Source organism: Streptomyces sp. NPDC029169, assembly GCF_055563935.1.
In genome coordinates, this window is record NZ_JBVHXA010000005.1 from 253,808 (window position 1) to 276,810 (window position 23,003).

At 73.2% G+C, this 23,003-nt stretch carries 21 protein-coding genes; 11 read left to right on the top strand and 10 right to left on the bottom strand.

All coding sequences use genetic code 11. The annotated features are described in order from the left end of the window. Nucleotides 1-4 precede the first annotated feature (4 nt). The 4 genes from ACZ4VI_RS12500 to ACZ4VI_RS12515 form a co-directional block, all read right to left on the bottom strand. Complete coding sequence (locus tag ACZ4VI_RS12500; RefSeq protein WP_467999151.1) at nucleotides 5-1,267, bottom strand: NAD(P)/FAD-dependent oxidoreductase; 1,263 nt, start codon at nucleotides 1,265-1,267, stop codon at nucleotides 5-7. A 124-nt stretch (nucleotides 1,268-1,391) separates the two neighbouring features. After that, nucleotides 1,392-2,741 (bottom strand): deoxyguanosinetriphosphate triphosphohydrolase, encoded by a 1,350-nt coding sequence (locus ACZ4VI_RS12505; protein ID WP_467999152.1) that lies wholly within the window; start codon nucleotides 2,739-2,741, stop codon nucleotides 1,392-1,394. Nucleotides 2,742-3,229: 488 nt separating this feature from the next. Beyond that, the gene (locus ACZ4VI_RS12510) at nucleotides 3,230-4,321 is read right to left on the bottom strand and encodes a sirohydrochlorin chelatase (RefSeq protein ID WP_467999153.1); all 1,092 of its coding nucleotides are present in this window, start codon (nucleotides 4,319-4,321) and stop codon (nucleotides 3,230-3,232) included. Nucleotides 4,322-4,410: 89 nt separating this feature from the next. Beyond that, the gene (locus tag ACZ4VI_RS12515; RefSeq protein ID WP_467999154.1) at nucleotides 4,411-5,097 is read right to left on the bottom strand and encodes a hypothetical protein; all 687 of its coding nucleotides are present in this window, start codon (nucleotides 5,095-5,097) and stop codon (nucleotides 4,411-4,413) included. A 66-nt stretch (nucleotides 5,098-5,163) separates the two neighbouring features. On the opposite strand from ACZ4VI_RS12515, the gene ACZ4VI_RS12520 reads away from it, so the two are divergent. The 3 genes from ACZ4VI_RS12520 (at nucleotide 5,164) to ACZ4VI_RS12530 (ending at nucleotide 9,137) form a co-directional block, all read left to right on the top strand. Continuing rightward, a complete protein-coding gene (locus tag ACZ4VI_RS12520) occupies nucleotides 5,164-5,892 on the top strand; it encodes an aquaporin (protein ID WP_467999155.1) in 729 nt (242 codons plus the stop codon). A gap of 31 nt (nucleotides 5,893-5,923) precedes the next feature. After that, entirely contained in the window at nucleotides 5,924-6,652 is a 729-nt protein-coding gene (locus ACZ4VI_RS12525; RefSeq protein ID WP_467999156.1) for a SanA/YdcF family protein, read from the top strand. A gap of 97 nt (nucleotides 6,653-6,749) precedes the next feature. After that, entirely contained in the window at nucleotides 6,750-9,137 is a 2,388-nt protein-coding gene (locus ACZ4VI_RS12530) for a molybdopterin oxidoreductase family protein (RefSeq protein WP_467999157.1), read from the top strand. On the opposite strand, the gene ACZ4VI_RS12535 is transcribed toward ACZ4VI_RS12530, so the two are convergent. Genes ACZ4VI_RS12535 through ACZ4VI_RS12555 form a run of 5 tightly spaced genes read right to left on the bottom strand, consistent with a single transcriptional unit; the run spans nucleotide 9,091 to nucleotide 13,990 of the window. Next, nucleotides 9,091-9,486 carry a gamma-glutamylcyclotransferase family protein gene (locus ACZ4VI_RS12535; RefSeq protein WP_467999158.1) on the bottom strand — a complete coding sequence of 132 codons (396 nt, stop codon included), beginning with the start codon at nucleotides 9,484-9,486 and terminating at the stop codon, nucleotides 9,091-9,093. The genes ACZ4VI_RS12530 and ACZ4VI_RS12535 overlap by 47 nt on opposite strands. Then, nucleotides 9,483-9,806 carry a divalent-cation tolerance protein CutA gene (gene cutA, locus ACZ4VI_RS12540; protein WP_467999159.1) on the bottom strand — a complete coding sequence of 108 codons (324 nt, stop codon included), beginning with the start codon at nucleotides 9,804-9,806 and terminating at the stop codon, nucleotides 9,483-9,485. The genes ACZ4VI_RS12535 and cutA overlap by 4 nt, the downstream gene beginning before the upstream one ends. A gap of 15 nt (nucleotides 9,807-9,821) precedes the next feature. Continuing rightward, nucleotides 9,822-11,657 (bottom strand): ABC transporter ATP-binding protein, encoded by a 1,836-nt coding sequence (locus tag ACZ4VI_RS12545; RefSeq protein ID WP_467999160.1) that lies wholly within the window; start codon nucleotides 11,655-11,657, stop codon nucleotides 9,822-9,824. Further along, entirely contained in the window at nucleotides 11,654-13,387 is a 1,734-nt protein-coding gene (locus tag ACZ4VI_RS12550; protein WP_467999161.1) for an ABC transporter ATP-binding protein, read from the bottom strand. The genes ACZ4VI_RS12545 and ACZ4VI_RS12550 overlap by 4 nt, the downstream gene beginning before the upstream one ends. Before the next feature lie 9 nt (nucleotides 13,388-13,396). Next, the gene (locus ACZ4VI_RS12555; RefSeq protein WP_467999162.1) at nucleotides 13,397-13,990 is read right to left on the bottom strand and encodes an NADPH-dependent FMN reductase; all 594 of its coding nucleotides are present in this window, start codon (nucleotides 13,988-13,990) and stop codon (nucleotides 13,397-13,399) included. Nucleotides 13,991-14,075: 85 nt separating this feature from the next. On the opposite strand from ACZ4VI_RS12555, the gene ACZ4VI_RS12560 reads away from it, so the two are divergent. From ACZ4VI_RS12560 to ACZ4VI_RS12570, 3 genes are all read left to right on the top strand, one after another. Further along, the gene (locus tag ACZ4VI_RS12560; RefSeq protein WP_467999163.1) at nucleotides 14,076-14,834 is read left to right on the top strand and encodes an aminotransferase class IV; all 759 of its coding nucleotides are present in this window, start codon (nucleotides 14,076-14,078) and stop codon (nucleotides 14,832-14,834) included. Nucleotides 14,835-15,103: 269 nt separating this feature from the next. Then, nucleotides 15,104-15,619 carry a hypothetical protein gene (locus ACZ4VI_RS12565; protein WP_467999164.1) on the top strand — a complete coding sequence of 172 codons (516 nt, stop codon included), beginning with the start codon at nucleotides 15,104-15,106 and terminating at the stop codon, nucleotides 15,617-15,619. A gap of 100 nt (nucleotides 15,620-15,719) precedes the next feature. Further along, nucleotides 15,720-16,340 (top strand): class F sortase, encoded by a 621-nt coding sequence (locus tag ACZ4VI_RS12570; RefSeq protein WP_467999165.1) that lies wholly within the window; start codon nucleotides 15,720-15,722, stop codon nucleotides 16,338-16,340. A 4-nt stretch (nucleotides 16,341-16,344) separates the two neighbouring features. Here ACZ4VI_RS12570 and ACZ4VI_RS12575 read toward each other — a convergent pair whose 3' ends face one another. Further along, entirely contained in the window at nucleotides 16,345-17,127 is a 783-nt protein-coding gene (locus tag ACZ4VI_RS12575; protein ID WP_467999166.1) for a sulfite exporter TauE/SafE family protein, read from the bottom strand. Nucleotides 17,128-17,297: 170 nt separating this feature from the next. Between ACZ4VI_RS12575 and ACZ4VI_RS12580 the strand changes: the two genes are divergently transcribed. The 5 genes from ACZ4VI_RS12580 (at nucleotide 17,298) to ACZ4VI_RS12600 (ending at nucleotide 22,975) form a co-directional block, all read left to right on the top strand. Continuing rightward, nucleotides 17,298-18,563, top strand: coding sequence for an NAD(P)/FAD-dependent oxidoreductase (locus ACZ4VI_RS12580; protein WP_467999167.1), 1,266 nt, complete (start codon nucleotides 17,298-17,300; stop codon nucleotides 18,561-18,563). A gap of 1 nt (nucleotide 18,564) precedes the next feature. Then, complete coding sequence (gene nirB / locus ACZ4VI_RS12585) at nucleotides 18,565-21,087, top strand: nitrite reductase large subunit NirB (protein ID WP_467999168.1); 2,523 nt, start codon at nucleotides 18,565-18,567, stop codon at nucleotides 21,085-21,087. 6 nt (nucleotides 21,088-21,093) lie between these two features. Next, on the top strand, nucleotides 21,094-21,426 hold the full coding sequence (nirD, locus tag ACZ4VI_RS12590) for a nitrite reductase small subunit NirD (RefSeq protein WP_467999169.1): 333 nt from the start codon (nucleotides 21,094-21,096) through the stop codon (nucleotides 21,424-21,426). Between the two features lie 97 nt (nucleotides 21,427-21,523). After that, entirely contained in the window at nucleotides 21,524-22,108 is a 585-nt protein-coding gene (locus tag ACZ4VI_RS12595) for a TetR/AcrR family transcriptional regulator (RefSeq protein WP_467999170.1), read from the top strand. Between the two features lie 105 nt (nucleotides 22,109-22,213). After that, nucleotides 22,214-22,975, top strand: coding sequence for an SDR family NAD(P)-dependent oxidoreductase (locus ACZ4VI_RS12600; RefSeq protein ID WP_467999171.1), 762 nt, complete (start codon nucleotides 22,214-22,216; stop codon nucleotides 22,973-22,975). Nucleotides 22,976-23,003: the final 28 nt, after the last annotated feature.

A 23,003-nucleotide genomic window follows, 5' to 3' on the forward strand; every position in this document is an offset into this window, starting at 1 on the left:
CGAATCACCCGACGAGGCTCTCCAGAGGGACGGAGGGGTCTCCGAGGGCCTCGGTGTCCACCGGGGACTGGGCGCGGATGAGCCGCTGGATCGGCTCTGTGACGTCCCACACATTCACGTTCATCCCGGCGAGCACCTTGCGGTCCTTGAGCCAGAAGGCGATGAACTGCCGCTTGCCGACGTCGCCGCGCAGCACGACCTGGTCGTAGGAGCCGGGCGGCGCCCAGCCCGAGTACTCCATGCCGAGGTCGTACTGGTCGGAGAAGAAGTACGGCACGCGGTCGTACGAGACGTGCTGGCCGAGCATCGCGCGGGCGGCGGCCGGGCCGCCGTTGAGGGCGTTGGCCCAGTGCTCGACGCGCAGCCGGGAGTGCAGGAGCGGGTGGTGGGCGGCGGCGACGTCGCCGGCGGCGAAGATCTCGGGGTCGGAGGTGCGCAGCGACTCGTCGACAGCGATGCCGCCGCCGTGCGCGCGGTCGACCAGGGCGAGGCCCGCGGCTTCGGCCAGCGCGGTGCGCGGGGCGGCGCCGATCGCGGCGAGGACGGCGTGGGCGGGGTGCTCCTCGCCGTCGTCGGTGCGGACGGCGAGGACCATGCCGTCCTGGCCGACGATCTCGGTGAGCCGGGCGCCGAAGACGAAGCGGACGCCGTGCTCGGTGTGCAGATCGGCGAAGAGCTGGCCGAGCTCGGGGCCGAGGACGTGGTGGAGCGGGGTGGGCTCGGACTCGACGACGGTGACCTCGGCGCCGTAGCCGCGGGCCGCGGCGGCGACCTCCAGGCCGATCCAGCCGCCGCCCGCGATCACCAGATGGCCGTTGTCGCGCCCGAGGGCGGCCAGGACCTGGCGCAGCCGGTCGGCGTGGGCGAGCCGGCGCAGGTGGTGGACGCCGGCGAGTCCGGTGCCGGGGATGTCGAGGCGGCGCGGCTCGGCGCCGGTGGCGAGGAGGAGCCGGTCGTAGCGGATGGTGGTGCCGTCGCCGAGGCGTACGGTGCGGGCCTCGCGGTCGACGGCGGTGACGGGCTGCCCGAGGTGGAGCTCGACCTCGGCGCGGGCGTACCAGGCGGGCTCGTGCACGAAGACGCTGTCGCGCTCCTCCTTGCCGGTGAGGTAGCCCTTGGAGAGCGGTGGGCGTTCGTAGGGGTGGTCGCGCTCGTCGCCGATGAGGATCACGCGGCCGGTGAATCCCTCGGAGCGGAGCGTCTCCGCCGCCTTGGCTCCGGCCAGTCCCCCGCCGACGATGACGAAGGTCTGATCTGCGTCGACCACTTGATGCCTCCTCGTTGCGACCGCTTCTACGCTACGCCTCCGGGCGTTGGGCGAGCCGTACCGCCTCGGGCCCTCAGCCGAGCGTCCCGCACGGAGCGTGATGGCGGAAGGGGGCGGGGGGTCATCACGGGCGGGGGTGGCGGAGGCGGGCGTGGAGGGTGCGGGCGGAGGCGTCGGTGAGGGAGGCGATCTGGTCGATGATCACCCGCTTGCGTGACCTGTCGTCGTCCGCCGCGTCGAAAAGGGCCCGGAACTGCGGGTCGAGGCCCTCGGGGGCGCGGGCGGTGAGCGCCTCGGCGAGTTCGGCGAGGACGATGCGCTGGTCGGCGCGGAGCGCCTCCTGCTCGGCGCGCTGCATCACGTACCGGTCGGCGACGGCCTTGAGAACGGCGCATTCGTTGCGGGTCTCGCGGGGGACGACGAGCTCCGCCGCGTACCGGGTGAGGCGGCCGGAGCCGTACGTCTGGCGGGTGGCGCCCTCGGCGGCGAGGCAGAAGCGGCCGATCAGCTGGCTGGTGGCGTCCTTGAGGCGGGCCTGGGCGACGGCCGATCCGTCGTAGCCGTGCGGCCACCAGTCCTGGTCGATGAGCCGGTCGAGGGCGTCGGCGAGCTCCTGCGGATCGGTGTCGTCCGGTACGTAACGGCCGATGGCGACGGCCCAGATGTCGGCGCGCTCGGGCTCCGAGAAGAGCATGTTCGGGTCGATGTGGCCGGCGTGCAGGCCGTCCTCGAAGTCGTGGACGGAGTACGCCACGTCGTCGGACCAGTCCATGACCTGGGCCTCGAAGCACTTGCGGTGCGCGGGGGCGCCCTCGCGGGCCCAGGCGAAGACGGGCAGGTCGTCCTCGTACACGCCGAACTTGGGCGAGTCGGGGTTCTCGGGGTGGCCGCCGCGCGGCCAGGGGTACTTGGTGGCGGCGTCGAGGACGGCACGGGTGAGGTTGAGGCCGACGCTGACGGGCCGGCCGGTGGCGGGGTCGGCGATGAACCGCTTGGGCTCGATACGGGTCAGGAGCCGGAGGGACTGGGCGTTGCCCTCGAAGCCGCCGCAGTCCTTGGCGAACTCGTTGAGCGCGACCTCGCCGTTGTGCCCGAAGGGCGGATGGCCCATGTCGTGGGCGAGGCAGGCGGCCTCGACGAGGTCGGGGTCGCAGCCGAGCGCGGCGCCCAGCTCGCGCCCGACCTGGGCGCACTCCAGGGAGTGGGTGAGCCGGGTGCGGGGGCTGGCGTCCCAGGCGTGAGTCTGCGAGCCGGGGGTGACGACCTGGGTCTTGCCCGCGAGTCTGCGCAGGGCGCTGGAGTGCAGCACCCGCGCCCGGTCCCGCTGGAAGGCGGTCCGCCCGGGCCGCTTGTCGGGCTCGGCGGCCCAGCGGTCGGTGGCGGTGTCGTCGTAACCGGGGGTGTCCGTGATGCCGGAGGTATCGGTGAAGTCAGGGGTGTCCGTGGTGCCGGGGGTGTCCGTGAAGCCTTCCATGCACCGAAGGTAACGGGCGGGGCGGACAGTGGGAGGTAGGGCGGGTGTCTTTCGGCCCGGGGCGCCGGGGCGCGCCGGCGGGCGGGTCGGGCCGCTCGGCCGGGGTGCCGGGACACCGGCCGGTGGGTCGGGCCCGCGGGTCGGCGCGGGTGCCGGACACCGACCAGGCGGGTCGGGCGCGCTCGGCCAGGGTGCCGGGACATCGGCTGGCGGGGTTGGGCCCGCGGTCGGCCGGGGTGCCGGACACCGGCAGGTGGTCGGGCCCGCTCGGCCCGGGCGCCGGGACACTGGCAGGCGGGGTGGGTCCGCTCGGCCGTGCCGGGACACCTGCCGGTGGGTCGGGCCCGCGGGTCGGGGTGCCGGACACCGGCAGGCGGTCGGGCCCGCTCGGCCCGGGCGCCGGGACACTGGCAGGCGGGGTGGGTCCGCTCGGCCGTGCCGGGACACCGGACACCGACAGGCGGTCGGGCCCGCTCGCGTCGCCGCCCTCACGCGGAGGCGAGTTCGCGCGAGGGGGTCAAGGGCGTCGTGGCGAGGGACTGGTCGTAGCGGTGGAGGACCAGGCGGGCGAGGGCGGGGTGCGCGCCGAGCGGGGGCGCGGCGATCCAGGGGGCGTGAGCGGCGGCGCGGCCGGCGAAGAGGCCGGGGGCGGTGAAGCAGGAGGCGACGGCGACCCGGTGGCGGCCCCGGGCGGCGAGGACGCGCAGCGCGTCGGGGACGGTGGGCGTGGCGGCGGAGGCGTACGCGGGGACGACGGGCACCCCGCCGAGCCGCTCCCCCAGCGCGGCGGCGATCCGGCGCACGGCGGCGAGGGCTTCTGGGTCGCGGGAGCCGGCCGCCGCGAGGACGACGCCGGTGGAGCGCGAGGCGCTGTCCGCGGAGGTCCAGCCGGCTTCGGCGAGGCGGTCGGCGAGGGCCTCGACGAGCAGCGGGTGGGAGCCGAGGGGCTCGGCGATCCGGACCCGGCCGTCGGGCACGGCGGCGGCCGCGGCGGGCAGGTCGTACTTCACGTGATAGCCGGGGCCGAAGAGCAGCGGGACGAGGACGGCCCCGGGGTCGGCCAGGCCCGCCGAGGCCACGGCGTGCGCCGTGCCGGCCGCGTGCCCCGTCCCAGCCGCGTGCACCGTGCCGGCCGCGTGCGCCGTCCCAGCCGCGTGCCCCGTCCCGGCCGCGTGCACCGTCCCAGCCGCGTGCCCCATCCCGGCCGCGTGCACCGTGCCGGCCGCGAGCCCCGCCCCGGCGTGCACCGTCCCGGCGAGCCCCGCCGCCGTCCCCGGGGCGGCGGCCTCCGTCGTCAGTTCGGCGAGGACGTCCGGCAGGAGCGGGGTGTTCAGTTCGATGTGGGCCAGGCGGACGTCGAGGCCGGGGCGGAGTTCGCGGATGCGGTCGATCAGGTGGGCGAGGGTGGCGGCGGCCCGTGGGTCGCGGCTGCCGTGGCCCACGGCGACGAGGGCGGGGGCAGGGCGCCCGGTCACGCGGCGGCCGTACGGCCGGACGTGACTGAGCCGCTCGCCGAGCCGCGTCGTGATCGTGCCGAGCAGCTCGGCGGTGCTGTCGAACGTGCTGTCCGCCTCCGTCATGCCCTGATCCTGACGGCGGCTCGTTGCCTCCCCGTTGCGTGGGCGTCACGAGTGTTTTCCGTGGCCTCACCGGCACCCGGTCCGCGCTGTCAGGCGTCCAGCCAGACCCGCAGGGAGCCGATCTCCTCGAAACCGGCGGACAGCGCGGGCGGCAGGTCGTCGCCCGACTCGTAGCCGACGACGGCGCGGCCGCCCCGTACGAGGCTCAGGCAGCCGGACCAGGACGCGGCCGGGTCGGTGCCGTCGGCGGCGAAGAGGTTGGAGACGCCGGTCACCCGGCCGCTCTCGCTGAGCACCGCTCCCCCGACGATCCGGCCGTCCGCCCCGTACCCCGCGACGACCGTCGTGGCCGTGTCGGCGAGCAGCTCCGCGCGGAAGAGTGCGGCCTCGTCCTCGTCCCCTCCGCTCCAGGCCGCCGCCCAGTCGGCGAGCGCCGCCGCGGTACGGACGGGACGCCAGGACGCGTCCGACGACGGCACGGGGAGGCCGGCGGGCCGGTGGATCCAGCGCGCCTCGAACAGCAACCGGAAGCCCTCGGCGGACAGATCGAGACGGGCGAAGCTGTCCTTGACCGAGGCGCCGGGCGCGCTCCGGTCGATGCCGTCGAGGACGTCCCGTACGGACGCGTCGGCGGTCAGTGTCACGGCGTCGGGGTAGTACGGCGGCGTGCGGCGCCCGTTGGTCCAGGCGCGCGGCCCGAAGGCGCCGGGGCGGCCGTGGGAGCGGCACATCGCCTCGCACCACGCGGCGTTGTTGCGGACAGCCTCGGTGATCATCTGCGGATCGTACGGCTTTCCCCCTCCCTTCCTCATTCTTTTGTCTAGCGGAATATCTTTTCCGCCATGCGAATGACTCCCTCTCCTCTCCCCGGGCTGTCCAGACGGGCCGTCGCCGAACTCGTCGGCACCGCCGCGCTGGTGGCCGTCGTCGTCGGATCGGGCATCCAGGCGGCCGCGCTCAGCCAGGACACCGGGGTGCGTCTGCTGGCCAACTCGCTCGCCTCCGCCCTCGGGCTCGGCCTGCTCATCGCCCTCCTCGGCCCCCTCTCCGGTGGCCACCTCAACCCGGTCGTCACGCTCTCCGAGTGGTGGGCCCGGCGGGGCGAGGACGGCGCCCCGGACGTCCGCGAGATCGCCGTCTACCTCGCCGCCCAGTTCGCCGGGGCCGTCGCCGGGGCCCTGCTCGCCGAGGCGATGTTCGGGCGGACGCCGGGCACCTGGTCCACCGCGGTCCGCTCGGATCCCCACCTGCTGCTCGGCGAGACCGTCGCCACCGCCGGGCTCGTCCTGCTCGTCCAGGGGCTGCGCCGCATCGGCCGCTCCTCGCTCGCCCCGGTCGCCGTCGGCGGGTACCTCCTGGCGGCGATCTGGTTCACCTCCTCGGGCTCCTTCGCCAACCCGGCCGGGACGGTCGGCCGCGCCTTCTCCGACTCCTTCACCGGAATCGCCCCCTCCTCGCTGCCCGGATTCGTCGGGGCGCAGCTCGTCGGCGGGCTGCTCGGGATGGTCCTCGCCACCGTTCTGTACGGCCGGAGCGAACCGAAGGGCCCGTTTCCGCGTCGGACAGGGTGACGGGGCAGGCAAGATCCACGGAGGTTCGTCCATGCGACGCGTACGCGTACCGGCCCGGGTGGCCGCCCGGCTGAAGCGGGTCACGCCACTGCCGCTGCTGCCGCGCACCCGGCGAGCCCGCCGCCGTACCGTCCAGGCCGTCATGCTGGGCGCCGTCCTCGCCCTCACCCCCGCCACCTGGATGCACGCCGTCGCCGACAGCCGGCTCCGGACCACCGCCGAGGTCCCCGCGCAGGACGTCGCCGTCGTCTTCGGCGCCGGCCTCTGGAAGGGGCGGCCCACGCCGTACCTCGCGCACCGGCTCGACACCGCCGCCGAGCTCTACCGCGCGGGCAAGGTCAAGGTCGTCCTCGTCACCGGCGACAACAGCCGCGCCGAGTACGACGAGCCCGACGCGATGCGCGCGTACCTCGCCGGGCGCGGCGTGCCGGACGGCCGGATCGTCAGCGACTACGCGGGCTTCGACACGTGGGACAGCTGCGTCCGCGCGAAGAGGATCTTCGGGGTGGACCGGGCCGTCCTCGTCACCCAGGACTTCCACATCAAGCGGGCGGTCGCGCTCTGCCGGGCGGCCGGAATCGAGTCGTACGGAGTGAAGGTCGTCGAACCCCACGACTCCGTCTTCTACTACGGCGGCGTCCGGGAGCTCGTCGCGGCGGGCAAGGCGGCCGTGGACGCGACGCTGCGGCCGGATCCGCACTTCCTGGGGGAGCGCGAGAAGGGCGTGACGGAGGCGCTGGCGTCGGCGGAGACCCGCTAGCGCCTCACCTCGGGGGCGGTGTCCGGCGGAGCAGTACGCCCGGGGTCTGTAATCCGGTGCACCCCTTCCCGTAACACGCCTGTCGTAAGGTCTCCGCATGTCCGAGGCTGTCACCACCCCCACGCACTGTCCCTACTGCGCTCTCCAGTGCGGCATGTCGCTGCGCCCGGCGGACGGCTCTGTGGAGGTGGTCACGCGCCCGGACTTCCCCGTCAACCGGGGCGCGCTGTGCGGCAAGGGCCGTACCGCCCCGGCCGTACTCTCCTCCCGGGTCAGGCTGACCGGGCCCCTGGTCCGTTGCCCTGACACAGGCGCCCTGAAGTCGGCCACCTGGGAGGAGGCACTCGCCGCCGTCGCCGACGGGCTGCGCCGGACCCGCGCCGACCACGGACCCGATGCCGTGGGGGTCTTCGGCGGCGGCGGCCTCACCAACGAGAAGGCGTACACGCTGGGCAAGTTCGCCCGGGTCGTGCTCGGCACCTCTCAGATCGACTACAACGGGCGCTTCTGCATGTCGTCCGCGGCGGCCGCGCACCAGCGGGCGTTCGGGCTCGACCGGGGGCTGCCGTTCCCGCTGGAGGACATACCGCGCACCGGCTGCGTGATCCTCGTCGGCTCCAACCCGGCCGAGACGATGCCGCCCGCGCTGCGCTACTTCACCGAACTGCGGGCGAACGGCGGGAAGCTGATCGTCGTCGACCCGCGCCGCACCCGCACCGCCGAACAGGCCGACCTCCACCTCGCGCCCCGCCCCGGCACGGACCTCGCGCTGGCCCTGGGGCTGCTCCACCTCGTGGTCGCCGAGGGGCGGGTGGACGAGGAGTTCATCGCGACCCGCACCTCCGGCTGGGAGGCGGCCCGTGCCGGGGTGATGGCGCACTGGCCGGAGCTGGTCGAGCGGATCACCGGCGTGCCGGTGCCGCAACTCCGCGACGCCATGCGGATGTTCTGCGACGCGGAGAGCGGGATGGTGCTGACCGCGCGCGGCCCGGAGCAGCAGTCGAAGGGCACGGACACGGTCGGCGCGTGGATCAACCTGTGCCTCGCGACGGGGAAAGCGGGCCGGCCGCTCTCCGGCTATGGCTGTCTCACCGGGCAGGGCAACGGGCAGGGCGGCCGTGAGCACGGCCAGAAGGCGGACCAGTTGCCCGGCTACCGGAAGCTGGACGACCCGGCGGCGCGGGAGCACGTGGCGCGGGTGTGGGGCGTGGACCCCGACTCGCTGCCGGGTCCGGGCCGCAGCGCGTACGAGCTCCTGGACGCGCTGGGCGGCGACGTGAAGTCCCTGCTCCTCATGGGCTCCAATCCCGTCGTCTCGGCGCCGCGCGCCGCGCACATAGAGGGGCGGCTGCGCTCGCTGGACTTCCTGGCCGTCGCGGACGTGGTCCTGTCGGAGACGGCGGAGCTGGCGGACGTGGTGCTTCCGGTCACCCAGTGGGCGGAGGAGACGGGGACCACGACGAACCTGGAGGGCCGCGTGCTGCTCCGGGAGCGCGCGATCACCCCGCCGGACGGTGTCCGCACCGACCTGGAGGTCCTGAACGGCCTCGCGGCCCTCCTCGGCTGGGAGAAGGGCTTCCCCACGGACCCGGAGGAGGTCTTCGACGAACTCCGCCGCGCGTCGGCGGGCGGCCCGGCGGACTACTCGGGCATCAGCTACCGCCGCATCCGCGAGGAGAACGGCGTCTTCTGGCCCTGCCCGGAGGAGGCGTCGGCATCTGGGTCGGCCGAGGCCGGAGCCGCACCGGAACCCCAGGCGGGAGCTGGGGCGAAGCCCCGCGACACCGCGCCGAGCGACGCGGCCGCCGCAGCAGCGGGGGCAAGCGCCGCACGAGCACGAGGCGCGGCTGAAGCCGCTGCCACGCACGCGGGCGGCGCGGCTCAGCAGACGGGCGGGCCGGCCGGGGCCAGGGCGGAGGCCCGCGATGACGCGCCGGGCGCCGAGCCGGGCGCCGAGTCCGACCCGTCGGACCGGCTCCGCGACACCGCGCCGGGCGCCCCGACCTCACGCCCCCACCCCGGGACCCCCCGGCTCTTCCTCGAGCGGTTCGCTACCGCCGATGGGCGGGCGCGGTTCGTGGCCGTGGTGCATCGGCCGGCGGCTGAGGAGACCGATGACGAGTATCCGGTCGTGCTGACGACCGGGCGGGTCGTCGCGCAGTACCAGTCCGGTGCGCAGACGCGGCGCGTCGAGGGGCTGAACGCCGCCGCGCCCGGGGCGTTCGTGGAGCTGCATCCGCGGCTCGCCGAGCGGATCGGGGTGGGCGAGGGCGAGCGGGTCGCCGTCGTGTCGCGGCGCGGGCGGGCCGTCGCGCCCGCGCGAATCACCACGGCCATCCGCCCGGACACGGTCTTCATGCCGTTCCACTGGCCCGGCGAGGGCCGGGCCAACACCCTCACCAACCCGGCGCTCGACCCCATCTCCCGCATGCCCGAGTTCAAGACGTGCGCGGTCCGGGTCGAGCCCGCCAGTCCCCGCCCCTGATGAGCGGCCCGTACGGGGTGCCGGGCGCGGCGAAGTAGACCCAGGCCCGGACGGCCGCCCCGTCCCGGACCCGTACCACCTCGCGCTCGGCCCGCTCGTACCCGGCGGGCAGCTCCACCAGGTCCAGTACGGCGAGGAGTTCGGCGTACGCGCCGGGCGCGGCGGTCACCAGGTCGCCCGCGATCTGGCCCTCGCCCGGTACGGCGTACGGATAGCCGGGGCCGTCGTACAGCAGCGCGCCCGCCAGACGCGCCGGTTCCTCCCGTGCCGTGCGGCCCAGGAGGAAGCGGTCGTGGTTGTGCTCACCCGGCCGGAGCGTGCCGTAGACGAAGAACGGCAGCTCGGTCATGCGGTGGTCGTCTCGGTCTCGAGCCACGCCAGATACGCGGCCGAGACCCGGACCGCCGGAGTGGCGATGATCTCCGGCGTGTCGTAGTCGTGCGCGGCGAGGAGGTGCGCCTCCAGGTCCTCGTAGCGCGCGTCGGTCGTCTTGAAGACGACCTGCCACTCCTCCTCCGTCTCGATCGCCTTCCGCCAGCGGTAGACGGAGGTGATCGGCCCGGAGACCTGCGCGCAGGCGGCGAGGCGGGCCTCGACCGCCCCGCGCGCGAGCTCCTGTGCCTTGGCGGCGCTGTCGGTGGTGGTCAGTACGGTGAGTGCGAGCGTCACGCCGTCACCGTACCGTCAGGCCGCCGCCGCGAACTGGGCCGCGTGCAGCCGCGCGTACGCCCCGCCCGAGGCAAGGAGCTCCTCGTGCGAGCCCTGCTCCACGATCGAGCCGTTCTCCATCACCAGGATCACGTCCGCGTCCCTGATGGTGGAGAGCCGGTGGGCGATCACGAACGACGTACGGCCCTTCCTGAGCGAGGACATGGCCCGCTGGATGAGGACCTCGGTACGGGTGTCGACCGAGCTGGTCGCCTCGTCCAGGACCAGGATCACCGGCTCGGACAGGAACGCCCGGGCGATCGTGATCAGCTGTTTCTCGCCCGCGCTGAGCCCGGCGCCGTCCTCGTCGAGGACCGTGTCGTAGCCGTCGGGCAGGGTGCGGATGAACCGGTCGGCGTGCGCGGCCATGGCGGCCTCGACGACTCGTTCGCGCGAGACCTCGCCCGGCACCCCGTACGCGATGTTCTCGGCGATCGTGCCGCCGAACAGCCAGGTGTCCTGGAGCACCATGCCGATCCCCGACCGCAGGTCCTCGCGCGACATGCCCGCCACGTCCACCCCGTCGAGCAGGATCCGGCCGCCCGTCACCTCGTAGAACCGCATCAGCAGATTGACCAGCGTCGTCTTGCCGGCGCCCGTCGGCCCGACGATCGCGACCGTCTGCCCCGGCTCCACCGTCAGGGACAGATCCTCGACGAGCGGCTTCCCCGGCTCGTAGCGGAACGCCACCTTCTCGAAGGAGACCCGCCCGGTGACCGTCTCCGGGCGCCGCGAGCCGGCGGGCGCCGGGGACTCCTCCTCCGCGTCGAGGAGGTCGAAGACCCGCTCGGCGGAGGCGACTCCGGACTGGAGCAGATTGGCCATCGCCGCGACCTGGTTGATCGGGCCGCTGAACTCGTACGAGTACTGGATGAACGCCTGCACGTCGCCGACGCTCAGCGTTCCGCTCGCCACCCGCAGTCCGCCGACGACCGCGATCAGGACGTAGTTGAGGTTGCCGACGAAGGTGAGCGCCGGCTGGATGAAGCCGGAGATGAACTGGGCCCGGAAGCTCGCCCCGTACAGCTCCTCCCCGAGCTCGTCGAAGCGCGCCACGGCCGCGTCGCGCCGCCCGAAGGCGACGACCTCCGCGTGTCCGGTGATCATCTCCTCGACATGGCTGTTGAGGCGGCCGGTGACGGCCCACTGCCGCACGAACTGCGGCTGGGCGCGCTTGCCGATCCGGGCCGCGACCAGCAGCGAGACGGGGACGGTCGCGAGGGCCACGAGGGCGAGCAGCGGCGAGATCCAGCACATCATCACCAGCACGCCGACGATCGTGAGCAGCGCCCGGACCATCTGGCTGAAGGCCTGCTGGAGGGTCTGGGTGATGTTGTCGATGTCGTTGGTGGTGCGGCTGAGCACCTCGCCGCGCGGCTGCCGGTCGACGTACGAGAGCGGCAGCCGGGCCAGCTTGCTCTGGGCCTCGGCGCGCAGCCGGTGCCCGGCGCGCTGGACGACGGTCGTGGCGAGCCGCTGCTGGAGCCAGTTGAGCCCGGCGGAGCCGGCGACGACGGCGAAGGCGGCGGCCAGCGCCCCGCCGACCGCGCGGAAGTCGACGCCGGCCGGGCTCGCGGCGCCCCTCACGACGAGGTCGGTGCCGTGGCCGAGGATCAGCGGGCTGAGGACGGCGAGGGAGACACCGGCCGCGGCGGCGGCGAGCACACCGAGGAGCAGGGGGCGTTCGGGGGCCATGGTGCGCAGCAGGCGCAGGCCGGAGGAGCGGAAGTTCAGGGAGCGTTCGAGGGACGGGGTGGCGATGCCGGGACCGCGCTGCTGCACGGCGGGTCCCCGGCGCTGAGGGGCACTCACGCTGCTTCCTCCTCGGTGAGCTGGGAGAGGACGATCTCCCGGTAGGTGGCGTTGTCCCGCATGAGTTCCTCGTGGGTGCCGCTGCCGACGGCCCGGCCCTGGTCGAGGACGACGATCCGGTCGGCGTCGCGGATGGTGGAGACGCGCTGGGCGACGATGACGACGGTCGCGTCGGCGGTCTCGGCCTTCAACGCCTCCCGCAACAGCGCGTCGGTGCGGTAGTCCAGGGCGGAGAAGGAGTCGTCGAAGAGGTACACCTGGGGGCGGGCGACGAGGACCCGGGCGATGGCGAGCCGCTGGCGCTGTCCGCCGGAGAGGTTGGTGCCGCCCTGTGCGACCGGCGCGTCGAGCCCCTCGGGAAGCTCGCGTACGAAGTCGGCGGCCTGGGCGACCTCCAGAGCGTGCCACAGCTCGTCGTCGGTCGCCTCGGGCCTCCCGTACCGCAGATTGCTCGCGACAGTGCCGGAGAAGAGGTACGGCTTCTGCGGGACGAGTCCGACGGTACGGGCGAGCAGCGCGCGGTCCATGGCGCGGACATCGACCCCGCCGACCCTGACCTCGCCGCCGGTCGCGTCGAAGAGGCGCGGGACGAGGCCGAGGAGGGTGGTCTTGCCGCTGCCGGTGGAGCCGATGACGGCGGTGGTGCGGCCGGGGCGGGCGCTGAGGCTCACGGAGCGGAGGACGGGTTCCTCGGCGCCGGGGTAGCTGAAGTCGGCGCCCTGGATGTCGAGTTGTCCCGGGCCACGCAGCTCGCGGACGGGGGCGACCGGGGCGGTGACGGACGGTTCGGTGGCGAGGATCTCCTGGATGCGTTCGGCGCTGACCTCGGCGCGGGGCATGTGCATCATCAGGAAGAGGACCATCATCACCGACATCATGATCTGGAGCAGATAGCCGAGGAACGCGATCAGCGAACCGGCCTGCAGCGCCCCGGACTCGATCCGGTCGGCGCCCACCCAGATGATGGCGACGGTCGCGAGCTCCCAGACGATCAGCACGATCGGGAACATCATCGACTGGAGCCCGCCGACCCGCAGTCCGACCTCGCGCAGTTCGTCGTTGGCGGCGGCGAACCGGTGCTGCTCGTGGCGGTCCCGGACGAAGGCGCGGACGACCCGGACGCCGGTGATCTGCTCGCGCATCACCCGGTTGACCCCGTCGACCCGCTCCTGCATGCCGCGGAAGAGCGGCCGCATCCGCAGGACGACGGTGCCGACGGCCCCGGCCATGAGCGGGACGAAGAGCAGGAGCAGCAGCGCGAGCGGGACGTCCTGGTCGAGCGCCATGACGACCCCGCCGACGCACATCAGGGGCGCCGCCACGAGCATCGTCAGGACGAGGACGGCGAACGTCTGGACCTGCTGGACGTCGTTGGTGGTGCGGGTGATGAGGGAGGCGGTGCCGAAGCGGCTCATCTCCCGGGCGGAGAAGTCCTGGACGCGGCGGAAGGCGGCGGCGCGCAGGTCGCGGGCGACCCCCATGGCGATCTTGGCGCCGAAGTAGACGGCGGCCGCCGCGGCGGCGGCCTGGAGGAGGGTGACGGCGGCCATCAGGCCGCCGCCGGTGAGGACATGGGCGGTGTCGCCGCGCAGCACGCCGTTGTCGATGACGTCGGCGTTGAGGGTGGGCAGGGCGAGGGAGGCGAGGGACTGGACGAGCTGGAGGAGGACGACGAGGGCCAGGGTGCGGCGGTAGGGCCGGAGCCGGCCGCCGACGAGTCGGAGCAGCATGTCGGCCTCTCAGGCGCCGTACGGGCGGACGGACTTGGCGTCGCGCAGGGACTGCGCCCACCAGGCGAGCTGGTCGAGCATCGACTTGGCGGCGGCGTCGGGACCGGTGGGGTCCTTGTGGCGCCCGTTCTCGTCGAAGTGCCCGTGCGCGTTGTGGAAGGAGACCGTGTCGCGGACGGTCACGGCGTGCATCTCGGCGAAGACCTGGCGCAGTTGCTCCACGGCGCGCAGGCCGCCGGACATCCCGCCGTACGAGACGAAGCCGACGGGCTTGGCCTGCCACTCGGTGAAGTGCCAGTCGATGAGGGACTTGAGGGCGGCGGGGAAGGAGTGGTTGTACTCGGGGGTGAGGACGACGAAGGCGTCGGCGGCGGCGAGGACCGGGGAGACCTTGGCGAGTTCGGCGCGGACGGTGGCGTCGGGGTGGTGGGAGAGGGCCGTGGGCAGGTCGACGTCGGCGAGGTCGACGACGTCGACGGTGAAGTCCGTGCGTTCGTCGAGACGGGCGCGGAACCAGTCGGCGAGGACGGGGGCGAACCGGCCTTCGCGGTTGCTGGCGACGATGAGAGCGAGCTTGAGGGATGCGGAGTTCGTGATGTCCATGCCGAGGATCCTGGTACCTCAAGTTTGGTTGAGGTCAAGCGGAGTTTTTCCGCGTGCGTCGCCGCTCGCCGCATACGGTGAGGGCATGACGACGCCTCCCCCTTACATCGAGATCGACGGCGTACCGGCGACCGATCCCGCGCTCCTCGCCACCCTGATGAGCGGCTTCGGCCACTTCACCGCGATGCAGGTACGGAACGGGCGGGTGCGCGGCTTCGGCCTGCACGTCGACCGCCTCGACCGCTCGACCCGCGAGCTCTTCGGCCAGGGCGTCGACGGCGAGCACGTCCGCCGGCTCCTGACCGGCGCCCTGAAGGCGGCGGACCTGCGGGACGCGACGGCGCGGGTGTACGTGTACGAGGGCGTCCGCCTCGCGGTCACCCTCCGAGGCCCGGCCACGGCGCCCCCGACCCCGCAGCGCCTGAAGTCCGTCGACTACTGGCGCCCCGCGCCCCACATCAAGCACCTGGGCGGCTTCGGCCAGTCGTACTTCGGCGAGGCCGCCCGCCGCCTGGGGTACGACGACGCCCTCCTGACCTCCTGGGGCGGCGAGATCGCGGAGGGCGCGACCACCAACATCGCCTTCTGGAACGGCACTTCGGTGATCTGGCCCTCGGCCCCCTGCCTCACGGGCATCACCATGGCGCTCCTGGAACCGCGCCTGGGGTCGGTACGGCGCCGGGTCACGCTGGCCGACCTCCGGGGGATGCGGGCGGCATTCGTGACGAACTCCCGGGGGATCTCCCCGGTGGGCGGGATCGACGACGTCACGTTCGAGGTGGACGAGGAGCTGATGGGGCGGGTGTACGGGGCGTACGAGTCGGTGGGGTGGGAGGAGCTGTAGAGCGGCCCCACGCGGAGGCGGCGGCCGGCGAGGTCGCCGCGGTTCACCCGTTCGACACGGGCCGTCAGCTGACACTACGTAACCCGGTCTGACCTGCGTAAATACCTGTCACGCAAGGCGACACACCGCACCGGACGGCGTAATTCTGACCCTCCATCAGCAGGCGCGGGGCGCGGGGCGGCTCTTATCTCGGTCTAAGAGGCCGGTCCCGGGAAGTCCCTCCCAGGAGGCCTCCCCGGCATGACCGCTCGCGCGCCCCGGAGGACCCCATGCGCACCACTGCCCGCCTGCTCACCGGTACCGCGCTGACGGTCGCCGCGATCGGCGCCCTCGGCGCCCCCGCCGCCCACGCCGCCCACGCCGGGAACTCCGAAGCCCTCGAGGTCTACCCGTCCTCCGCGACCCCGGGCACCACCGTCACCGTCAACACCCTCGCCTGCGGCTCGCACGGCCACGGCATCGGTGACGCGAAGTCCCTCGGCGCGGGCGACTTCCAGCTGAACCCGAGCACGCACAAGGAGGTCGTGGTCGGTCAGTTCACGGTCCCGCAGCACGCCAAGCCCGGTACCTACTGGATCAGCGTGGCCTGCGACAACGGAAAGACCGCTCGCGGCGAGCTCGTCGTCAAGCACAAGAGCCCGAGCGGGCATGTCCGGACCGGTGTCGGGGGCAGCGTCGGCCCCGACACCGCCCAGATCGCGGCGGGTGCGGCGGTGCTGGCCGTGGCTGCCGTGGGCGGTACCTGGCTCCTGCGCCGCCGGGCGAGCGGCGCGCAGGACGGCTGAGTCGTACCGCACGTCCTGCCCCCGCCGCGCGCCCGTACACGGCCCGGCGGGGGCAGGGCCACACCCTCAGAGGGCCACATCTCCCCCGGAGGCACGCACCGTGAGCAGCAAGAGCAAGGGGTGGGGCATAGCCGTCGCCGTGTGCGTCGGCGTCTGGCTCGTCCAGAACGGCTCGGAGAACGTCACCCCGCCGATACCGTCCGCCGCGCAGGCCTTCGCCGCGGGCCCGAACGCGCACACCACCGCCGCTGCCGACCCGCTGCCGCCCTCCGCGCCCGTCCGGCTCCGCATCCCCGAGATCGACGTCGACACGCCCATGATGCGGCTCGGCCTCGGCCCGGACGGCACCCTCGACGTACCGCCCGCGGGCGACCGCAACATGGCCGGCTGGTACGAGGACGGCACCCCGCCCGGCGCCGAGGGCACCGCGATCGTCGCCGGCCATGTCGACAACGCGCGGGGCCCCGCCGTCTTCTACGCCCTCGGCGCGCTCAAGAAGGGGAACAGGATCGAGGTGGACCGCCAGGACGGCCGGACCGCCGTGTTCACGATCGACGCCGTCGAGGTGTACGAGAACAAGGCCTTCCCCGACCAGAAGGTATACGGAGAGACGGACGACCGGGCCGAGATCCGGGTCATCACCTGCGGCGGCGGCTTCTCCAAGAAGTCCGGCTACCAGGGCAACGTGGTCGCCTTCGGCCACCTCATCGGGGTGCGGTAACTCCTTAGGACCACTGGTCGAAGGCGAGCTTCGCGACCAGCGAGAAGACGACGAACAGCAGCACCCCGCGCACGAACTCCGCGCCCTTGCTCAGCGCCATCCGCGCCCCGACCATCCCGCCGGCCAGGTTGAAGACCGCCATGACGGCGGCCAGCTGCCACAGCACGCTGCCCTGGTAGGCGAACATCGCGAGCGCGCCCGCGTTGGTGCACACGTTGACGATCTTAGCGGTGGCGGAGGCGGTCACCAGGTCCAGATGGAGTACGGCGGTGAGCGCGAGGACCAGGAAGGTGCCGGTCCCCGGCCCGAAGAGCCCGTCGTAGAAGCCGATCCCGCCGCCGACGAGCACGATCGCGGTGACGACCCGCGCCCGGCCGACGGGCGCCCTGTCCTCCCCCTGGGTCCCGAAGGACGGCCGGAGCATCACGAACGCGGCGACACCGAGCAGCACCACCATGATCACCGGGCGCAGCACGTCGCTGCTGATCCCGGCCGCGAAGAAGGCGCCGCCCATGGACCCGGCGAGGGCCGCGAGCCCGATCCGTACGGCCGTCCTCACCTGCACGGGCGCCTTACGTACGTACGTGACGGCGGCCCCGGACGTGCCGACGATCGCGACGGCCTTGTTGGTGCCGAGGATCTGCGCCGCCGGGACCTGCGGGAGCCCGAGCAGCAGCGCGGGCAGCAGCAGGAGCCCTCCTCCGCCGACCACGGCGTCGATCCAGCCCGCCACGAGAGCGGCGGCGCAGAGCAGGAGGACGGTGGTCAGGGAGATGTCAGGCGGCATGCGCGCGAGCCTAGGGAGGGGATGGGTGTGCCGTCCATCGATCTCTGGAGTCTTGAGCTACGTCTGAGGTTGTGCCTCACAGCGCGATCCCCCCAAGGCGGAGATCAGCGTTCCGCAGGAGAAACAATCGGGATGCCGCCGGGTAACACCCGCCCCGCACTCTTCGAGACATGAGTACACGGATCGTGGTGGTCGGAGGCGGAACGGCGGGCGTCCGGCTCGCCCAGCGCCTGCCCGTCACCCTCCTCGGCGAGGAGCCGCACGCACCGTACAACAGGGTGCTGCTCGCGGACGTCCTCGCCGGGCGGTACGAGCCAGAGGTGATCGCGCTGCCCGCTCCCCAGGAGCCGGTGCGGCGCGGGGTGCGGGCGGTGCGGATCGACCGGGCCGCCCGGATCGTGGAGTGCGAGGACGGTACGGCGGTCGGTTACGACCGGCTCGTCCTCGCGACCGGCTCGAACCCGGTGCTGCCGCCGCTGCGCGGACTGCGCGGCTCGCGGCTGCCCTCGGGTGTGCACCCCTTCCGGACGCTCGACGACTGCCTGGAGCTGCGGGCCCTCGTCCGGCCCGGCGTCCGCGCGGTCGTCATCGGCGGCGGGCTGCTCGGCGTCTCGGCGGCCCGTGCACTGGCCGCGCTCGGCGCCGAGGTCGTGCTGACCCAGCAGGGCGAGCGGCTGATGGAACGGCAGCTGGACGTCCAGGCCTCTGCACTGCTCCGCGAGCACGTGGAGTCGCTGGGCGTGGAGGTCCACACCGAGTGCCGGGTCAGCGGTCTGCGCCAGGAGGACGGCGCGGTGACGGCCGTCGAGCTGGCCGACGGTTTCGTGCTGGACGCGCAGGTCGTGGTCCTGGCGTGCGGGGTCAGGCCGCGGGTCGGCCTCGCCCGGGACGCCGGTCTGGACGTCCACAAGGGCATCGTCGTCGACGACGAGCTGCGGACGTCGGACCCGTACATCCACGCGATCGGCGACTGCGCGGAGCACGCGGGGCGGGTGTACGGGTTGGCGGGCCCGGCCCTGGAACAGGCGGATGTCCTGGCGGAGCTGCTCGCCCAGGAAGTTGTGGGCAATCGTTCCGCCGGGGCGGAACGGGTGGGCACAACGGACGGCGCCCTTGCGGGCGCGTCCGCCCCCGGTGCCTCGGTCCGCTACACCGGCACCCGCGCCCTCACCCGCCTCACGCTAGGCGGCCCCGTGGCGCTCGACCTCGCCTCGTTCGGCGAGGCCACACCCCTCCCCGGCGACGACGTCGTGCAGCTGACCGACGCCACCCGCCGCGCCTACCGCAAGGTCGTCGTCCGCGGCGACCGGCTCGTCGGCGGTGTGCTGCTCGGCGATCTCGCCGCGGTCGGCACGCTCGCCCGGGCGTGGGAGGGCGACGAAGCCCTGCCCGACGCTCCCCTGCTTCATCTGCTCACCCATGACGGAGGCTCCTGAGATGCACACCCCCACCATCGTCCTGGTCGGCCACGGCATGGTCGGCCAGCGGTTCCTGGAGGCGCTCGCGGACCGGGGCGTCACCGGGCGCGCACGGGTCGTGGTGCTCTGCGAGGAGCCGCGCCCCGCCTACGACCGCGTCCAGTTGACCTCGTACTTCAGCGGCCGCACCCCCGACGACCTGTCGATGGTCGAGGACGGCTTCATGGCGAAGCACGGCATCGAGCTGTACGTCGGCGACCCGGCGGAGACGATCGACCGCGACGCCCGTACGGTCACCGCCCGCTCCGGGCAGGTCTTCGCGTACGACACGCTGGTCCTGGCCACCGGCTCGTACCCCTTCGTACCGCCCGTCCCCGGCAAGGACGCGCGCGGCTGTTTCGTGTACCGGACGATCGAGGACCTGCTCGCGATCGAGGAGTACGCCAAGACGGCGACGACCGGCGCGGTCGTCGGCGGCGGCCTGCTCGGCCTGGAGGCGGCCGGCGCGCTCAAGGGGCTCGGACTCGACACGCACGTCGTGGAGTTCGCACCCCGGCTGATGCCCGTGCAGGTCGACGAGGGCGGCGGCGCGGCGCTGCTGCGCACGATCGAGCGGATGGGGCTGACCGTCCACACCGGCACCGGTACGCAGGAGGTCGTGACCGCGGACGGCGCGGTCACCGGGATGCTCCTGTCGGACGGTTCCGAACTGGCCACGGACATGGTGGTGTTCTCGGCGGGCGTACGGCCCCGGGACCAGCTGGCCCGCGACTGCGGTCTGACGGTCGGCGAGCGGGGCGGTATCGCGGTCGACGAGCAGTGCCGGACGTCCGACCCGGCCGTGTACGCGATCGGCGAGTGCGCGCTCGCGGCCGACGGCCGGGTGTACGGCCTGGTGGCGCCCGGCTACGAGATGGCGCTGACGGCGGCGGCGACGATCGCCGACGAGGCGGGCGCTGGGTTCACCGGTGCCGACATGTCGACCAAGCTGAAGCTCCTCGGTGTGGACGTGGCCTCGTTCGGCGACGCGCACGGCACGACCGAGGGCTGCCTCGACGTCGTCTACTCCGACTCGCGCTCCGGCGTCTACAAGAAGCTCGTGGTCGACGGCGAGGGCGTGCTGCTCGGCGGCGTCCTGGTCGGCGACGCCGACTCGTACGGCATGCTGCGCCCGCTCACCGGCTCCGTACCGCCGGTCTCTCCCGAGCAGTTGGTGCTTCCTGCGGGCGCGGGCGCGCCGGTCGCGCTCGGCCCGTCCGCGCTGCCGGACGACGCCGTCATCTGCTCCTGCCACAACGTCACCAAGCACGCGATCACCCAGTGCTCGTCGCTGCCGGAGGTGAAGAAGTGCACCAAGGCGGGGACGGGCTGCGGCAGCTGCGTCAAGCTCATCGGGCAGTTGCTGCCGGAGCCGGAGGACAAGGGGCTGTGCGCCTGCTTCTCGTACACCCGCAGTGAGCTGTACGAGATCACCCGCACGCTGCGGCTGACGTCCTTCGCCGAGCTGCTTGACTCGCACGGCCGGCCGGAGGCGCGCGGCGGCGAGGGCTGCGAGGTCTGCAAGCCGACGGTCGGCTCGATCCTGGCCAGTCTCGCGCCGGCGATCGGAGTGGGCGGTTACATCCTGGACGGCGAGCAGGCCGCCCTTCAGGACACCAACGACCACTTCCTCGCCAACATGCAGCGCAACGGCTCGTACTCGGTCGTGCCCCGCATCCCCGGCGGCGAGGTCACCCCGGAGAAGCTGATCGTGATCGGCGAGGTGGCCCGCGACTTCGGGCTCTACACCAAGATCACGGGCGGTCAGCGGATCGACATGTTCGGCGCCCGGGTGGAGCAGCTGCCGGCGATCTGGACCCGGCTGGTCGACGCGGGCTTCGAGTCGGGGCACGCGTACGGCAAGTCGCTGCGCACGGTGAAGTCCTGTGTGGGGCAGACCTGGTGCCGCTACGGCGTGCAGGACTCGGTGAAGATGGCGATCCAGCTCGAACTGCGCTACCGGGGCCTGCGCTCCCCGCACAAGCTCAAGTCGGCGGTCTCCGGCTGCGCGCGGGAGTGCGCGGAGGCGCAGTCGAAGGACTTCGGCGTCATCGCCACGGCCAGCGGCTGGAACCTGTACGTGGGCGGCAACGGCGGCGCGACCCCGCGGCACGCGGACCTGCTGGCGCAGGATCTGTCGGACGCCGAACTGGTGCGGCTGATCGACCGGTTCCTGATGTTCTATATCCGGACAGCTGATCGCCTGGAGCGCACCTCGACCTGGCTGGAGCGGCTCGAGGGCGGCCTTGACCATTTGCGGGACGTGGTCGTGCACGACTCGCTGGGGCTCTGCGACGAGCTGGAGTCGCTGATGGCGGCCCATGTCGAGGACTACCAGGACGAGTGGGCCGCGACCCTGGACGACCCGGACCGGCTGCGCCGCTTCGTGTCGTTCGTGAACGCGCCGGACGCGCCGGACCCGTCGGTGCGGTTCGTGCCGGAGCGCGACCAGATCAAGCCGGACCTGACCGTCCTCACCATCGGAACTCTGGAAGGGGTCTGAAGCCCGATGAACCTCGAACTCTCCCACGACGTCGAGGCCGACGCCTGGACGACGGTCTGCGACACCTCCCGGCTGACGCCGGGCCGGGGCGTGGCCGCGCTGCTCCCCGACGGCCGCCAGGCGGCGCTGTTCCTGGACCGGGCGGGGCGGGCGTACGCGATCGAGAACCGCGATCCGTTCACCGGGGCGCAGGTGCTGTCCCGGGGGCTGCTCGGCTCGGCGGGCGGGCGGCCGTTCGTGGCCTCGCCGCTCCTGAAGCAGCGCTTCGACCTGGAGACGGGGAAGTGCCTGGACGACGAGGCGGTGTCGGTGGCGGTGTTCCCGGTGCGCACGGTGTGACCGGGTGGCCGGTGCGACCGGGTGGCCGGTGCGACCGGGGTGCCGGTGCGACCGGCTTACTTGACCGCTCGTTCCGGATACTCGTAGAGTCGATCACGTGGCCAGGACCAAGGAATTCGACCCGGACGCCGCGCTCCAGGCAGCCCTTGAGCTGTTCTGGGCGCGCGGCTACGAGGCGACGACGATGGCCGATCTCGTCGAGCACCTCGGGATCGGCCGCGCCAGCATCTACGCGACCTTCGGCAACAAGCACGATCTGTATCTGAAGGCGCTGGACCGCTACCAGGGCTCGCGCGACCTGCTCATGCTGGAGGAACTGTCCGCGCCGGGGCCGGCACTCCCGCCCGTCAGGGCTCTGCTCCGGCGCTTCGCCGCGGAGGCGGGGGCCGAAAGGACCCGCCTGGCCGGCTGTTTCGTCACCAACTCGGCCGCCGAACTGGGGCCGCACGACGGGGCGGTGGCGCGGAAGGTGGAGCTGAGCTGGGAGCAGATCGAGACCCTGCTCCACGCCTCGCTGGTCCGGGCCCGCGCCCAGGGCGAGCTGCCGCAGGACCGCGATCCGCAGGCGCTGGCCCGGATGCTCCTCGTCCTGATGCAGGGCCTCCGCGTTGTCGGCAAGGCGTCCAGCGACCCGTCCCGGGTCCATGACGCGGCGGAACAGGCCCTGGCCCTGCTGGACTGAGACCTGCCGAGAGACGGGCGCCTTCGGGCGCCCTTTTCCCGGCCCACATATTGGAACGTACGGTCAAGAACGCCCACCCCCGCTTCGCCCAAGGAGTCGTCACCCATGTCCGCACGCTTCACCGACAGGACCGTTCTCGTCACCGGCGCCGGCACCGGCCTCGGGCGGGCCATCGCGCTCGCCTTCGCCGCCGAGGGCGCGAAGGTCGTCGTCTCCGGCCGCAGCGCGGCCACCCTCGCCGAGACGGTCTCCCTCATCGAGGCCGCCGGCGGCACCGCGGCCGCCGTCACTGCTGACGTGTCCCGCGCCGAGGACACCCGCCGTCTGGTCCGGGAGACCGTCGAGACCTTCGGCGGGCTGGACGTCGCCGTGAACAACGCCGGGATCTTCCGGGGCGGCGCGTCCGCGGCCGACTTCCCCCTGGAGGACTGGCAGGCCCTGCTCGACACCAACGTCACCGGTGTCCTGCACTCCCTCCAGGCCGAGGTAGCCCATATGAGGGCCAACGGCGGCGGCGCCATCGTCAACATCTCCTCCAACCTCGGGCCGCATGTGCGCATCCCCGGGGTCTTCGGCTACCAGGTCTCCAAGGCCGCGGTCTCCGCGATGACCCGCGCCGCCGCCCTCGACCACATCGCCGAGGGGGTCCGGATCAACGCGGTCAGCCCGGGGGCCTCGGAGTCCACGATGTCGCTGCGGCCGGGCGAGACGGAGGCCGAGCGGGCGGTCCGGATGAAGGACGAGTCGCCGCTCGGCCGGATCTCCGCGGCCTCCGAAGTGGCGGCGGCGGTGCTGTACCTCGCCTCGGACGCCGCCGGCGCGGTCGTCGGCACCGACCTGGTGATCGACGGCGGCGTCTCGGCCTGAGGCGACGCACGACGACGGCCTGAAGGGC

Excerpts from the sequence above, each read along its gene's own strand:
- ACZ4VI_RS12505 (WP_467999152.1), bottom strand. The coding sequence starts at position 2,741 with ATGGAAGGCTTCACGGACACCCCCGGCACCACGGACACCCCTGACTTC.
- ACZ4VI_RS12510 (WP_467999153.1), bottom strand. The coding sequence starts at position 4,321 with ATGACGGAGGCGGACAGCACGTTCGACAGCACCGCCGAGCTGCTCGGC.
- ACZ4VI_RS12515 (WP_467999154.1), bottom strand. The coding sequence starts at position 5,097 with ATGATCACCGAGGCTGTCCGCAACAACGCCGCGTGGTGCGAGGCGATG.
- ACZ4VI_RS12520 (WP_467999155.1), top strand. The coding sequence starts at position 5,164 with ATGCGAATGACTCCCTCTCCTCTCCCCGGGCTGTCCAGACGGGCCGTC.
- ACZ4VI_RS12525 (WP_467999156.1), top strand. The coding sequence starts at position 5,924 with ATGCGACGCGTACGCGTACCGGCCCGGGTGGCCGCCCGGCTGAAGCGG.
- ACZ4VI_RS12530 (WP_467999157.1), top strand. The coding sequence starts at position 6,750 with ATGTCCGAGGCTGTCACCACCCCCACGCACTGTCCCTACTGCGCTCTC.
- ACZ4VI_RS12535 (WP_467999158.1), bottom strand. The coding sequence starts at position 9,486 with ATGACCGAGCTGCCGTTCTTCGTCTACGGCACGCTCCGGCCGGGTGAG.
- ACZ4VI_RS12550 (WP_467999161.1), bottom strand. The coding sequence starts at position 13,387 with ATGCTGCTCCGACTCGTCGGCGGCCGGCTCCGGCCCTACCGCCGCACC.
- ACZ4VI_RS12555 (WP_467999162.1), bottom strand. The coding sequence starts at position 13,990 with ATGGACATCACGAACTCCGCATCCCTCAAGCTCGCTCTCATCGTCGCC.
- ACZ4VI_RS12560 (WP_467999163.1), top strand. The coding sequence starts at position 14,076 with ATGACGACGCCTCCCCCTTACATCGAGATCGACGGCGTACCGGCGACC.
- ACZ4VI_RS12565 (WP_467999164.1), top strand. The coding sequence starts at position 15,104 with ATGCGCACCACTGCCCGCCTGCTCACCGGTACCGCGCTGACGGTCGCC.
- ACZ4VI_RS12575 (WP_467999166.1), bottom strand. The coding sequence starts at position 17,127 with ATGCCGCCTGACATCTCCCTGACCACCGTCCTCCTGCTCTGCGCCGCC.
- ACZ4VI_RS12580 (WP_467999167.1), top strand. The coding sequence starts at position 17,298 with ATGAGTACACGGATCGTGGTGGTCGGAGGCGGAACGGCGGGCGTCCGG.
- nirB (WP_467999168.1), top strand. The coding sequence starts at position 18,565 with ATGCACACCCCCACCATCGTCCTGGTCGGCCACGGCATGGTCGGCCAG.
- nirD (WP_467999169.1), top strand. The coding sequence starts at position 21,094 with ATGAACCTCGAACTCTCCCACGACGTCGAGGCCGACGCCTGGACGACG.
- ACZ4VI_RS12600 (WP_467999171.1), top strand. The coding sequence starts at position 22,214 with ATGTCCGCACGCTTCACCGACAGGACCGTTCTCGTCACCGGCGCCGGC.